This window comes from Bradyrhizobium sp. Unk1 (assembly GCF_059512345.1).
Map to the genome: position 1 here is coordinate 153,221 of NZ_JCAMOP010000005.1, position 13,060 is coordinate 166,280.

The 13,060-nt window shown below is 59.7% G+C and carries 11 protein-coding genes and 3 pseudogenes; 6 read left to right on the forward strand and 8 right to left on the reverse strand.

Translation table 11 applies throughout. The features are described 5' to 3' along the window. The first annotated feature begins 159 nt into the window (after positions 1-159). Positions 160-1,218 (forward strand): DNA polymerase IV, encoded by a 1,059-nt coding sequence (gene dinB / locus AC5ZFO_RS08240; RefSeq protein WP_496121974.1) that lies wholly within the window; start codon positions 160-162, stop codon positions 1,216-1,218. Positions 1,219-1,299: 81 nt separating this feature from the next. Here the strand turns inward: dinB and AC5ZFO_RS08245 are convergent, their stop codons facing one another. After that, positions 1,300-1,767 (reverse strand): metallophosphoesterase family protein, encoded by a 468-nt coding sequence (locus AC5ZFO_RS08245; RefSeq protein WP_496121926.1) that lies wholly within the window; start codon positions 1,765-1,767, stop codon positions 1,300-1,302. A gap of 102 nt (positions 1,768-1,869) precedes the next feature. Then, on the reverse strand, positions 1,870-2,796 hold the full coding sequence (gene ku / locus AC5ZFO_RS08250; RefSeq protein WP_496121927.1) for a non-homologous end joining protein Ku: 927 nt from the start codon (positions 2,794-2,796) through the stop codon (positions 1,870-1,872). 140 nt (positions 2,797-2,936) lie between these two features. Here ku and AC5ZFO_RS08255 point away from each other — a divergent pair, with 140 nt between their 5' ends. The 4 genes and pseudogenes from AC5ZFO_RS08255 to AC5ZFO_RS08270 form a co-directional block, all read left to right on the forward strand. Next, positions 2,937-3,341, forward strand: coding sequence for a hypothetical protein (locus AC5ZFO_RS08255; RefSeq protein ID WP_282520713.1), 405 nt, complete (start codon positions 2,937-2,939; stop codon positions 3,339-3,341). Between the two features lie 34 nt (positions 3,342-3,375). Continuing rightward, positions 3,376-3,823 (forward strand): annotated as a pseudogene (locus AC5ZFO_RS08260) (hypothetical protein). Between the two features lies 1 nt (position 3,824). Then, complete coding sequence (locus AC5ZFO_RS08265) at positions 3,825-4,553, forward strand: SOS response-associated peptidase (protein ID WP_282520712.1); 729 nt, start codon at positions 3,825-3,827, stop codon at positions 4,551-4,553. An 846-nt stretch (positions 4,554-5,399) separates the two neighbouring features. Further along, positions 5,400-6,050: pseudogene (locus tag AC5ZFO_RS08270) on the forward strand (IS256 family transposase); the annotation flags it as partial. Positions 6,051-6,205: 155 nt separating this feature from the next. Here the strand turns inward: AC5ZFO_RS08270 and AC5ZFO_RS08275 are convergent. After that, the gene (locus tag AC5ZFO_RS08275; RefSeq protein WP_496121928.1) at positions 6,206-7,606 is read right to left on the reverse strand and encodes a DASS family sodium-coupled anion symporter; all 1,401 of its coding nucleotides are present in this window, start codon (positions 7,604-7,606) and stop codon (positions 6,206-6,208) included. Next, positions 7,603-7,950 carry a hypothetical protein gene (locus tag AC5ZFO_RS08280; RefSeq protein ID WP_496121929.1) on the reverse strand — a complete coding sequence of 116 codons (348 nt, stop codon included), beginning with the start codon at positions 7,948-7,950 and terminating at the stop codon, positions 7,603-7,605. Before AC5ZFO_RS08280 ends, AC5ZFO_RS08275 begins: the two co-directional genes overlap by 4 nt. 1,872 nt (positions 7,951-9,822) lie before the next feature. On the opposite strand from AC5ZFO_RS08280, the pseudogene AC5ZFO_RS08285 reads away from it, so the two are divergent. Beyond that, positions 9,823-9,999: pseudogene (locus tag AC5ZFO_RS08285) on the forward strand (lipid A biosynthesis lauroyl acyltransferase); the annotation flags it as partial. A 72-nt stretch (positions 10,000-10,071) separates the two neighbouring features. Here AC5ZFO_RS08285 and AC5ZFO_RS08290 read toward each other — a convergent pair. From AC5ZFO_RS08290 to AC5ZFO_RS08305, 4 genes are all read right to left on the reverse strand, one after another. Then, entirely contained in the window at positions 10,072-10,692 is a 621-nt protein-coding gene (locus tag AC5ZFO_RS08290) for a hypothetical protein (protein WP_404979768.1), read from the reverse strand. 174 nt (positions 10,693-10,866) lie between these two features. After that, positions 10,867-11,058: a hypothetical protein gene (locus AC5ZFO_RS08295; protein ID WP_282520707.1), complete on the reverse strand. Its 192-nt coding sequence runs from the start codon at positions 11,056-11,058 to the stop codon at positions 10,867-10,869. A 141-nt stretch (positions 11,059-11,199) separates the two neighbouring features. Next, complete coding sequence (locus tag AC5ZFO_RS08300; protein WP_282520706.1) at positions 11,200-11,784, reverse strand: protein-S-isoprenylcysteine O-methyltransferase; 585 nt, start codon at positions 11,782-11,784, stop codon at positions 11,200-11,202. A 5-nt stretch (positions 11,785-11,789) separates the two neighbouring features. Then, positions 11,790-13,007: a hypothetical protein gene (locus tag AC5ZFO_RS08305; RefSeq protein WP_496121930.1), complete on the reverse strand. Its 1,218-nt coding sequence runs from the start codon at positions 13,005-13,007 to the stop codon at positions 11,790-11,792. Positions 13,008-13,060: the final 53 nt, after the last annotated feature.

Below are 13,060 nucleotides of genomic sequence, written 5' to 3' on the forward strand. Positions count from 1 at the left end.
CGTTTCTGGTCGACGAATCTGCTCTCAACGATCCGCCAAACACAGTTTTATCGTTCCTTTTTTGTTCCGAAAGCTCTATTTGTCAAGGCGGGAGCGAAGGACGGACCGTAGAAAGCACCGGCCGAAAGCCGACTCGACACCGGCCTTTCCCACCGCAAGATCATCCACATCGACATGGATGCCTTCTATGCGTCGGTCGAGCAGAGGAACAATCCGGATCTTCAAGGCAAGCCGGCCGCGGTCGGCGGCTCGGCGGAACGTGGCGTCGTAGCTGCGGCAAGCTACGAGGCGCGCAAGTTCGGGGTCCGCTCTGCGATGGCGTGCGTCACCGCCAAGAGGCAGTGTCCGGACCTGATCTTCGTTAGACCGCGCTTCGAGGTCTACAAAGCAATCAGCCGGCAAATCCGCGACATCTTCGCGGAGCACACGCCGTTCATCGAACCGTTGTCGCTGGACGAGGCTTATCTCGACGTCACCGACAACCTGCAGGGCATACCCCTTGCCCGCGACGTCGCGCTGCGGATCCGCGAGAAGATCAAGGCCGAGACGGGCCTCAACGCTTCAGCCGGCATCAGCTACAACAAGTTTCTCGCGAAGCTCGCTTCGGATCACAGGAAGCCGAACGGCCAGTACGTCATCTCTCCCGAGATGGGCGCCGCGTTCGTGGAGTCGCTGCCGGTCGGCAAATTCCACGGCATCGGTCCGGCGACGAGCGCGAAGATGAACGGCCTCGGCATCTTCACCGGAATGGACATCCGCAACCAGACGCTCGAATTCATGAACGCCAACTTCGGCAAGTCCGGCGCCTATTACTACTGGATCTCGCGCGGCGTCGACGATCGTCCCGTCCGCGCCAACCGCATCCGCAAGTCCATCGGCGCCGAGAACACGTTCTCGGTGGACCTCACGACATTCGACGCGATGGCGGCCGAACTCCAGCCACTGATCGACAAGGTCTGGCGCCACTGTGAGATCACCGGCAACCGGGGAAAGACTGTGACGCTCAAGGTCAAGTTCTTCGATTTCGAGATCATCACGCGGAGCCGGTCGATCCCGAATTTCGTATCGAGCCGGGACAACTTGGAGAGCTTGGCGGTCGCCCTGCTGCAGGCCGAGATGCCCTTCCCGAAGTCGGTTCGCCTTCTGGGCGTGCCGCTGTCGTCGCTGCAAACGCCGGCGAACGACGATATTGGACCTCAGCTCGATCTGCCTATCTGACGCCGCCCATAGACGCGGCTTACAGCGCGGCGACCGAAACGGCGCCGAAGGTTTCGCCTGGCTGGACGTGCGCGGCGCGGCCTATCCGACTTCAAGATCGTGGATGATCGGGTTCAGTCCGTCGGGCGCGACTTCGAGGCTCGCAAGCGCGATCGGTAGCTTGAAACGTCTGCGCCCCGCGCTGCCGGGATTCACGTAGAGTACGCCATCGACGGTAGCGATATTCGGCATATGGGAGTGGCCGGAAACAATGACATCGATGCCCTCAGCTACGGGATCGACCTGCAGGACATTGCGGTCGTGCAGAACGTAGAACAACCGTCCGGCGAGCCGCACGAGCTCGGTTTCGGCAAATTCGGTGGCCCACTCGCCCGTGTCTACGTTCCCCCTGATCGCCGTGACGGGGGCAACTCTCCGTAGCGCGGTGATGATCTCGGGATCGCCGATGTCGCCGCCGTGAATGATGTGGTCGACGTGGGCCAGCAAGCGAAGAGCCTCCGGCCTAAGCAGGCCGTGCGTATCCGAGATGATGCCGATCGTGAAGGTCATCGCAGCGTCCAGTCGAAGCACCCTATCGCGCGTTGGGCCGCAGCGGTCGATCGAGGAAATTCGCGCTTTCCTGAAGCGCCACCAGTGCCTGACATCAGTCGCCTAAGCCGACTTCCGCCGCTGGCCCGTCGCGGGCTTCTTCGCCGCTGCTTCCTTCGCCGGCTTCTTGCCTTGGATCGACATCAACATCTCTTTCTGACCCGCCGCCGCCTTGCGCGGCTTCTTGGCGGGCTTGCTCGCCTTCGCCGGCGCGCCCTCCCGACCGACGCTCTGCCGCAGCGCCTCCATCAGATCGACGACGTTTTCGCCTTTGGGCCGCTCCTTCGGGCGGATGGTCTTGCCCGAGCGCTTCTGGTTGATCAGGTCTATCAGTGCGGTTTCATAGTGGTCTTCGAACTTCCCAGGGTCGAACGTCCCCGCCTTCTGGTTCACGATGTGCTTCGCGAGATCCAGCATGTCCTTTGTGACTTTGACGGCCTGGATTTCGTCGAAATACTCCGCCGGATCGCGGACCTCGTAGGGATAGCGCAGCAGGGTACCGATCAAGCCCTTTTCGCGCGGTTCGAGAGCGATGATGTGTTCGCGATTGGTCAGCACGACCCGCCCGATCGCAACCTTGTCCATCTCGCGTATGGTCTCGCGGATCACGGCAAAGGCGTCGTGACCAACCTTGCCGTCGGGACGCAGGTAGTAGGGACGGATCAGATACCTCGGGTCGATTTCGGATCTATTGACGAACTCGTCGATCTCAATGGTTCGCGTCGACTCCAATGCGATCTCTTCGAGCTCCTCCTTCGTCACCTCGATGAATTGGTCCTTTTCAAGCTGGTAGCCCTTGACGATGTCCTCGTTGGGTACCTCGTCGCCGGTATCCGCATCGACCTTCAGGTATTTGATCCGATGGCCCGTCGCCCGGTTGAGCTGGTTGAACGAGACCTTCTCACTCTCCGAGGTCGCCGGATACAGAGCCACCGGACAGGTGACCAGGGAGAGCCTCAAAAAGCCTTTCCAGTTGGCGCGCGGGGCCATGGTACGCAGAACTCCGGTCTAGGGCGTCTCGGATTCAAGACGAACGACCGCGACCAGTTCCGACAAACGGCCAGGCGGTCCGAAGCATTTTTCTGAGAACCAGATTCGACCATTTGTTCTTGTTATGTTCTACTCTGACCATGACCGACCGACCCGCTAGTTGGCGCTTTCCGACCATGAAACAGATCCAGAAGCTGGCCAATACCCTTGCCGTCGGCAAGAACACCCCTTCCACGCCGGCCGTCGGTCCAGCCGACGACTTGCCAGCTGCGTACTGGGCGTCGCTTCTCGGGGAAGCCCGCGCCGATGCCGTTCGCGCCGAAAAGCCGATCCAGGCACACAAACTGTCTGAGATCAGCCGTCACGTGCTGCGCGTCACCTGCAGCCGCTGCGAGCGGATCGTGGAAATTCAGAAGGCAGACGCCACTCGCTTCTACGGGGCTGGCGCAATCTGGCGAGAGGTAGGCCAGCGTCTGCTGAACAACACCTGCACGGAGCGCACCGGCCTCCATGAGGAAGACGGTTGCTGGCCTTCGTTCGAGTAGCTGTGCCGGTGCCGTCTGACGCCAGGTTATACAGATGGCTCCTCGCTATCATCCAACGCCTCTCTCCGGAGGAGACCGCAAGGCTCTTGCGAAAGAGCTGTCGAAGTCGCGAGCGATGACGACGGTCTTGGCGCGACGCTCCGAAGAGCGCCAGGGCAGAAGGCGAGGCACTGATCCGCGAGGCCGACAAGCTACTCTGCGAGTCCTGGAACGAGCGCATGTGGGCCGACGGCGGCCCGATCGACCCGTCGCCGTCCATCGACCAAGCCGTGAACGGTGGCTACTCATGGATCGAGATCGAATGCTCGCGCTGCAAGACTCGGCGGGACGTCGACTTGGCGGCGCTGCGCCATCCGCCAACCACTGCCGTACACGACCTAGCTGGGCGGCTTCGCTGCAGCAAGTGTGCTAAGGCAGGGCGCCGCCCGGCCGCTACCCTCCTGCAACTCACGGCTCGCCCCCACCAGGCTCCGGAAACCTGAGATGTGTAACCTCTACAGCATGACCAAGAACGTCGACGCGATCCGCAAGCTGTTCGGCGCGCTGAACAGCCACGTCGGCAATCTGGCGTCGATGCCCGGCATCTTCCCGGACTATCCGGCACCGATCGTCCGGAACGCGGCCGACGACCGTGAGATCGTCATGGCGCGGTGGGGCATGCCGTCCTCATCCAGGGCGCTGATGGATGCAACGAAGAAGCGGGCCGAGAAACTGGAAGCGAAGGGCAAACCGGTAGACTTCAATGAATTACTTCGGATGGAGCCGGACAGCGGGACGACCAACATCCGGAATACCAGCAGCAGCCATTGGAAGCGGTGGCTCGGGCCGGACAATCGCTGCCTTGTGCCACTTACGTCGTTCTCGGAGTACGACACGATCGACGGCAAGAAGGTGCCGGTGTGGTTCGCACTCGATGAGTCTCGGCCCCTCGCCGCTTTCGCCGGCATCTGGACAAACTGGACCAGCGTGCGAAAGGCGAAGGAAGGCGAGGTCACCACGGACATCTTCGGCTTCCTGACTTGCGAGCCGAACGTCGAGGTGAAGCGCGTGCACCCGAAAGCGATGCCGGTGATCCTCACCACGGCCGAGGAGTGCGACATCTGGATGCGCGCTCCTTGGGATGAGGCCAAGGTGCTGCAGCGTCCGCTGCCGGACGGGGCGCTCAAGATCGTCGCGACCGGCGAGAAGGAAGACCCTGCGCAAGCGGCCTAAGGGCGACCGCCAACAGACATCGCCGAAGCTGCTTGCCGAAATCAAGTACCGAACCAAATCAGCCGAAGGGAAGGTCCGCCACCCTCAAGTCTGCTGATGGGGGTAGACCGGACCTCGTTCGCGGTATCCTCGACCGGCGCTTTTGACCCTGGCTGTGTAAAAACGCGAAGGATCGAAACACAACTAGAATTACATTCTTCAGTTCGTCGTCAAAGTTGAAGGCGCTTGCGAGCTTGAGCCCCAAAACGACCTTGGACGAATAACTTCTTCTATCGCGCTCAAGCGTCTTGGCGTTTTCACACAGCCAAGTCCCGTAGCGGACATTCGCCAAGCCCGACGAAGCTCCACTGGAAGTTCGCACTGCGATCGGCGTAATCGACGGTCTCCTGCTCCTTGGTGCATTTGCGAACAGCAACCACTCTCAACACAACGGACGGGCAGAGAATTGAGGCTCACGTGCTTCGGAGTGGGGAGCGCGGTGTTCTCTATTTCGATTTGAGCAGCCGTCAAATCACGTTGTTGCCGTGGAATCTCATTTCGAAAATTAGCACTACACGATAGCGCGGAAACGCTCCGAACACACACACACGCCCCTCCGGATTTTCGCGGGCATGCACGGGCTGAGATTTTTTTCGGTGCGAGGCCTCGGCGGCGCGGTCGGAGGATTGTCGCGGTCCCCCCGGAAGGCCTCAGCGCCGACATCTTGGAGACCTCGGCCGTCAACCTAGCAAGCGCTATGCCACCGCTGTGTGACGACGCGCTACCAGTCACCAGTGGGACACACCATCACGCCTTACAGATGGGTCCACCCGGACGAGGACCGATGAATTCGCTGGAGGCGGCCTGCTCAACAGCGATGGCCGGCGCGAAGTTCTCGGCATGAATATCGGCCCCTCGGAGGCTGAGACGTTCTGGACGGCCTTCCTGCGCAAGCTCGCTCGCCGTGGCCTGCGCGGCATCAAGCTGGTCGTCTCCGACGCCCATGAGGGCATCAAGGCCACCGTCTCCAAGGTGCTCAACGCCAGCTGGCAGCGCTGCCGCGTGCACTTCATGCGCAATGCGCTGGCGCATGCCGCCAAGAGCGGGCGGCGCGTGGTCTCCGCCTTCATCGCCACCGCGTTTGCCCAGGACGATGCCGAGGCCGCACGAGCACAGTGGCGGAAGGTCGCCGACCAGCTCCGTCCCAAGCTGCCCAAGCTCTCTGGCTTCCTCGACGAAGCGGAGACCGATGTGCTCGCCTATATGGCCTTCCCGCCCCAGCATCGAACCAAGCTGCACTCGACCAACCCGATTGAGCGCCTCAACGGCGAGATCAAGCGGCGCACCGAGGTGGTCGGCATCTTCCCCAATGAAGATGCCATCATCCGCCTCATCGGCGCGATCCTGCTCGAGCAGAACGATGAATGGGCCGTCCAGCGTGCCCGCTACATGACACTGGAAACCATCGCGCCGTTGAGCGATGATCCAACCGTCAGCGCCCCGGCAATCGCCAGCTGACCTGCCCGGCTCTTGCCGGCGAACGCGGTGACCCGCCGCCAATTACACCACGCCGGGGGACACGATCACTTTTTTAGCGCCCGGGAGGCCATGCCTGCGAGATGTGGCCCCCAACAACGACAAATTTTTTTGCAAGCAGCTACCGCGTAAGCTGTTCAGGTGACCAATAGGATCCATGGAGTGCCGATTATCAGGAACACCGCAAGGAAGCAGAGTGTCACGAGCAGGCCGAGCCGATAGAGTTCCGGCTGTGTGAGGTAGCCGCTACTTACAAAGATGACGTTCTGGCTGCCACCCTGGGGCGTAATGACTGAGAAGTAACTGCTCGCAAATAGCAGAGCAAACGCCATTAGCGGTGCGGGCACGCCTCCTCGGACGCCGACGTCAAGGAAAACGCCGAGCAAAGCCAGCACCTGTGAAGTTTGGCTGACAAACATGTAGTGAATTAGCACGTACAGTACGATCAGTACGACGTAGGTCATGTGCCATGAAAGGCCGACTATGTAGGACGCCAGGCGCTGGCCGACGTAACCCATGAACCCGAGTTCATTGAGCTGGCCGCTCAAGGCAAACAGTACTGCAAGCCACAGAAACGTTTCGAGGGCCTCTCCGTGTTCTGCGATGTCTTTCAATCCTAGGACATTTGACATGATCAACATTCCGAGGCCAGCGAAAGCGACGCTGGTCGCGTTCAACTGCAACACATCGGCAAACACCCAACCGAGGACCATGAACGCAAAAATTGCAGCCGTGATCCATTCATCGCGCTTGAGCGGACCGAGCGCCGCCAGTTCCTTACGCGCCGCAACAGGTGCCTCCGGTGTTCGGCCGATCCCCGGCGGGAAAATGCGCGCTACGAGCAAGGGAAGCAGGAAGAGCGCAGTCAGTGTAGGCACTGCGGCCACGACCAACCACTTGCCGAAGCCAATTGCCACCCCGAAGTCCCTGACCACCTGGACCCCGAGTGGGTTGGCGGAAGTGGCGGTCATCCAAAGCGCCGACGAAATCGATAGGCTCGCCATCCCGCAGAACATGAGGTAGCCGCCCAGTTTACGACCCTCGGGGTCCTCCGGCCGCGAACCAGACCCGCTGGCGACCGACAGTACAATCGGAAACAGAACTCCACCTCGCGCCGTGTTGCTGGGGAACCCCGGAGCAATGAGCGCGTCCGTTATGACGATACTGTAGGCAAGCCCTAAAGACGATCGACCGAACAGACTGACCATGAACAGACTGATGCGCCGCCCCAAGCCCGATTTCACCACAGCGATCGCGACCAGGAAGGCAATCACGACTAGCAGCACACTGGCATTGGCAAAGCCTGCGAAAGCCTTCGCCGGAGTGATGGTGCCGGTCAGGACCACCGCCGCAACAGCGAGCAGTGCGGATGGGAGCAGCGGAAAAGAGCCGATGAGCACCGACGCGATCGCCGATGCAAACACGGCAAACAGGTGCCAGGCAGGCGGGGTCAATCCGGCGGGAACGGGTGTCAGCCATATGCCGACCGCCAGCACGAACGGCAACGCCTGTTTCAGCGTCGTGAGGGGGCGTGTCATGGCTTAGACGTGCCTGGGGCGGGCTCGCTCCGTGTTGGCGGAAATCGGACTTTGCCGCTGAGCCCCATCGACTGGCCCTGCACGATCCCATCTTCGGTCTCCAGGAGGAAGCGCCAGGAGAACTCGTAGGTGCCCGTCGCGCCTTTGTACCGACCGCTGCCACCGACAAACGTCCCAACGATGCTGTTACCTGCCGGGGTTGTTTCGCCGCGAAGCTCGCTATAGACGTGGTTGTCTGTGTCGTCGGTCCAGACAGCCCTTCCTATCAGACCCGTAGCGCTGTCGTTGAGCACGACAGCCTCGGCGCGGAAGCCCAGCGCAGGACGTGAGGTCCCATACAGCATCAGTGATCCGCTGTAGTCCGCAACCGAGGCCCGGCGATCGCCACCTAGACCAATGTCCTGTCGTTTGCCAACCGCAGTCCACGTTCCACTGAACGCGTGCCACTGAGAATTGTCGGCGGCAGGATCAGCTTTTGCTGGCGAGGCAGCGCCAACTCCGGCAAGCATCATCAGCACGACGAGGAGAAGAGTTGATCTCTGCCCACCATCATTTGTGAGGTGGTGCGCTGCGCCCCTAAGGCTACGGTCGCTGACCATCCCAGCCAGACACCCGCAAAAAAGTGCTGCGAAAGGGGACACCTATCGCCTCCCCATGTACTCAGAGCAGGATACCTGCACAGAAGACCTATCGTCTCACTTTGACATGGATCAAAGTGACGCCGACCTGGCCACGCCCCTCCGGATTTTTTCCGGAGGCTGCCTCCGTTCCTAACGGACCAGCATGACCGCGATGGCGGCGGCGAAACCCACCAACAGCAGGCTGCCGGCGGTTAGCGTGACCCAGTCGACAGAGTAGTTGTGGTGGGGCAGGTGAAGGCGCATGGCGACCTCCTGCGTTTTTGGCCGACCCATCAATTCGGCAATCCCAAAGCAGTTCCTTGGGATGTCGTCGGCGGCTCGCTCTTCCTTTGCAACACAACGACGTCGCCACTAGAGCAGCACTTTTGACCTATCGCTGCACATTTGTGCAACCGTCCAATGACATAGATCAAGCCGAGGACGGGCAGAGCGAATAAACTTTTGACCTTGGGGCAATCCAGCAAGGGAGGCAGTCATGATCTCTCGACGGAAGCTTCTTTCTTCTTTGGGCTTGGCGACCGCAATAGCCGCGTTCCCGACCGTGCTGATGGTCCCTGACGCGGAGGCGCAGACCGCTGGCATGGAAAGGCGTCAAGATCGACGTGAGGGGCGACGCGAGCGCCGCGAGGATCGCCGTGACGCGCGCCAAGTGCGCCGCGAGGGTCGCCGTGAAGCGCGCCAAGTGCGGCGCGGAGTTACGCCGGGGACAGGAGTTACGACGGGGACAGCTAAGTAGCTGGCTAGAGCGTAGTGGGTCGATAGGTCATCATCTCCGCTCATCGTCCTGGTGCAGCGCCTGCAGTAGCTCGCGTGCATGAAGGGAAGAATTGATCGAGACGTGGCACGCTGCATCCTTAGCGGACTAGACTTGCTGACGTTGAGTTCTTCGCCTTTTGACCGACAGCAGTCGTTCGGGTCTCGCGTGACCGTTTGGAAGCTGTTCCTCTGTCGCGGTTGCAGGTCGCAGCAAAGCCCCGTGGGGACTTCCCGTCACGGGACTTTTGTTATTCACGGGCATGGAAGGCGCGAGCCTTGGCCAGCTAAGGCTAGTAGCATGGTCCGTAGGGGTAATACCCGCAGCGCGGCCTAGCAACCACCGCTCCCCCTACTACCGCTCCGCCCACTACCGCTCGCCGTGTGGTTCGACGTGCAACGCCAGCGACACTCACGGGGGTCAATGGTCGCCCCACGCGTGCTTGGGCGCTATCAACGGACAGTGAGAGGCCGTCATTTTTTGACCACCCAACTGAACCGGAAACCCCACATGCGACAACGGCGGCAACTAACAAAGCTCGTTTCAGGCCGGTTTGTCTCATAACAATCTCCTTTCCCTGTTAGGGAAACGACTGTCCCTGACTAACCCCGCGAATACTTGATCTGCGTCAACGTTCCCTCGTGCCAGAGCATGCAGACCGTGCCTTCCGTTGAGGAACCGAGCCGAAGGCGACTTCCGTTTCTGGCCCTTCATCAATATGCCGGCTGTGAGTAGAAGACCGGACCTCATCAGGGGTCGGGCAAACCGTCGCCATTGACCCATAAGCGACATCGCGGAGTGTCGATTAACCACTTTAGCCACGCCTGCTGCGGCAGATCGAGCACCCGATTCACGGCGTACGCATCATCCGCCTGCCCGAACACCGCTTTTGTGCCGAACTGTCAACAAGTGAAGCCGGTCCACGACGCTGCCGCCCAAATCGACATTCAGGAAACGATGCAGGCGGTTACCACTTGATCGAGGGCTGGATCCGCGAATCCAGGTGTTGGGAAATGCGCACCTCGCAGTCCGACGTCGATTATCAGAGCCTGCATGAATACCCCCGGGGTCTACCGGTCGGCAACCAGTTGCACCGTTTGACGTCCACCGTTTAGCGCTCTGAGTTGGTTTATGTATTCTTCAGGCTTCAACAAATGGAATGGAGCCTTCAGGCCCATAAAACTCGCTATGCGACCGATGAAATTGGTGCAGTTGGTTGTTCCCGCGTTCCACACCGGCGAGGTCGCCTGAAGATGCTTGATGTAAGCAAATACCTTTTTGGCGTCAGCCTCATTCAAGTAGACTCGATAGCTGGCCGTTAAATATTGCTCATCAAGGTCACCGTAGCTTGCGCCCGTTTCAGAAGGCACAAACATGAGATGTCCCAACATGTACGGCAGCGTGTCACCTGCTGGATGCAGGCCCGCAACTTCGACCGCCCTTTGGCTCGTCTTGCCGTACCAGACAAATGCGTGTCCGTAGGATGCAGCAGTGCGGGCACGAAAATCAACATAGTAGGGTCCTTTAACTGAAGATACCCGGGCCGGCTTTGCATCCGACGTGGCTGGCGGGCTGCTTGGCGCAGCCGCGGCCGTTTTCGTAGCGGAGTTGATTGAAGTCTTGGGGGCAGTGTCCGGTTTCTGCTGAAGATTAGCGCGCGCCGCGAGTTGCTGTGCACTAGCGCTTCCCACGGAAGCCAGAAAAATTGCGACTCCGACAATAAATTGCAGATTGCGGTATTCCCAGATCGCTTTTGCCACGTTCGACCCCTCTTGGACCCAACACAGCCCAAGCTATAACTAGTCCGCATTATCGGAGGTGAACGCCTCCGGCCCCGACGGCCGAAGGCGCTCGAATCGGCGGGATTATCCCTTGGTGACTAACGGAGCCGGCGCCGGAGCCTTGCCGATCGGGTATTTGCCGACTGGAGTTTTGCCGATGGGATATTTACCAACCGGCGCGGTCTGGACGACGGGCTGCGGACGAGGCAGATCCGCGGCAACTGCCGCTCCCACCAAAGCCAAAGACGCAGCACCCGCAATTACGAATTTCAGCATCAAGTCTCCCCTGAGTTGCCCACTACCCCTTACCGATTCTGAACCTAGCCGGACGCTCAACCCACGCAACAAATAGACGCCCGTGCGGGCAGTCGCCCGATCTCTTTTTTGGCGAATGTTGCAGAAGGGGCACGTTTTCTTTCAGCGTATTGATGGGAAAATCCTACCGGTTCGCTCCATGTAGACGCGGTAGCTGTCGCGAAAAGTTTCCAACATCATTCGCTCTTCCTTGGCGACGCGACCAAAATACAAGATGCCAAACCCGATCAATCCCGCGAAACCGGCAACCCAGTTGGGCAGCAGCAATGCCTGGGCGATAGCCCACAGCCAAAATGCCGAATACATCGGGTGTCGAACTCTCCGGTAAACCCCTTCCGTCACGAGTTCATGGTTCTCTCGCACGTCGAGACTTATCGACCAGTTCCGCCCGAGTGCACGGTGAGTCAGGTGAAACATGCCCAAAGCCGCAATCGCAATGAGAGACCCCAGCCAAGCCAGCGAGGGATAAAAGCTCCGATCTGCGAAATGAGGTATTCCTATCGCTACGTAGACGAGCGGAACAAGTCCAAGTCCCGAAAGAGATATGAGCAGGAGCGTAGTTTCCAGGGGGCCGCGAGCGCTCCGCACAACCCTCGCACGGCGGGAACGCCGCGCGTACTTATAGCGTATGAGGTACCAGCCGATCGCCAACGCAACGAAGATGACTTTTGAAGTGGTGGGCGTCATTTGAATCAGGTTGCCGCGCCCGGATTTCCCAGCAGTTCGCTTTCCGACACCGGCGCGCTCGCAATCAGTCCTCCGTCGTCAGCGATCATCGATATGGCGCCATCCGGGGCGAGCGTCTGGGATTTGGCTGAAATAGGTCCGCATATGAGCATGAAGTAGTCGTACGATGTTCGCTTATCATTTCCACTGACGAACTGGCTGTGCAAGCGGAAGAAATTGAGACGGATGCGTCGATAGATGTCGTCGTCGAGCATTCGGCTAAATCTCACGACCCTGACGGTCGCTTCGTTATCCGTCGACAAGCCCATTTCGGCCATTGGCCGGCTTTTGTAAAAATTCAACGGGTCGACGAGGGCCTGATAGTCGCCCCAGAAGATCGCGCGAGAATTTGCCACACGTTCCACCGTCGCGCGAAAGCGTACTGCCTCCGGGTGCAGGCCAACCTTGAGGATGGATGATCCAACGCTCAAGAATGTGACGGGAGTTTTGGTCCGACCGAGCGCAGGGTCCAGCTTCAAGGCGCGATCGAGGAGATCGACCGCAAGTACGGCGCCAAGACTGTGTCCAATGACCAAAATTTCGTCTGCGGCGGAACTGCTCGCCGCAGCCACGAGCTCGGTGGCCAGCCTGTCCAGCCTTTGCTCGATTTCCGAATGGCCGAATCGAATATACTTGCGAGAAAAAATCCAGTCGTCGAACAAGTCGCCCAGGTGCAGCCAGCGCCACGGACCCGCCAAGACGGCTGCGACCCCGAAGAGGCCGCCACCAGCAGCAACGGGAGTTGATCCGGTGACTTTGAATGCAAGCACGCCAATCAAGACGGCGGTCGCCATGAGTAGTCCGAACATGACGAATGGATAGAGAAAGAAAAGTGCGTAATGCCAGTTGGTCAGCAAGTAACGCCAAAGAGTGCCGGCCAAAACGAAATCCAGAAAGGCAAGGAGGCCGAGCGGAATTCGTGAACCGATGCTCCGACGGCTAAAGCCTTCAATGACATCGTCCCATCGAACCAAATGGTAGTTGGTTTCGACCTGCCAATTGGGGCCGGTGGTCGTAACTTTCCACTTGGTCTGATCGGCGCTGTCGCACAAATCGTTAATGATCGCTTCCACAGTCCAGGTGCGCTGGAACCTTTCAATTTCGCGCAGAAAGCGTCGTTCCGCGCCGGCAGGTGGCGTGGTTGGATCATAGCCGCCAATATGGAAAACTAGGCGCTTCGCCACGGGCGCTCCGCATGTATTGTCAGCCGCAACAACTTCTGTCTGCGAACTTCTCA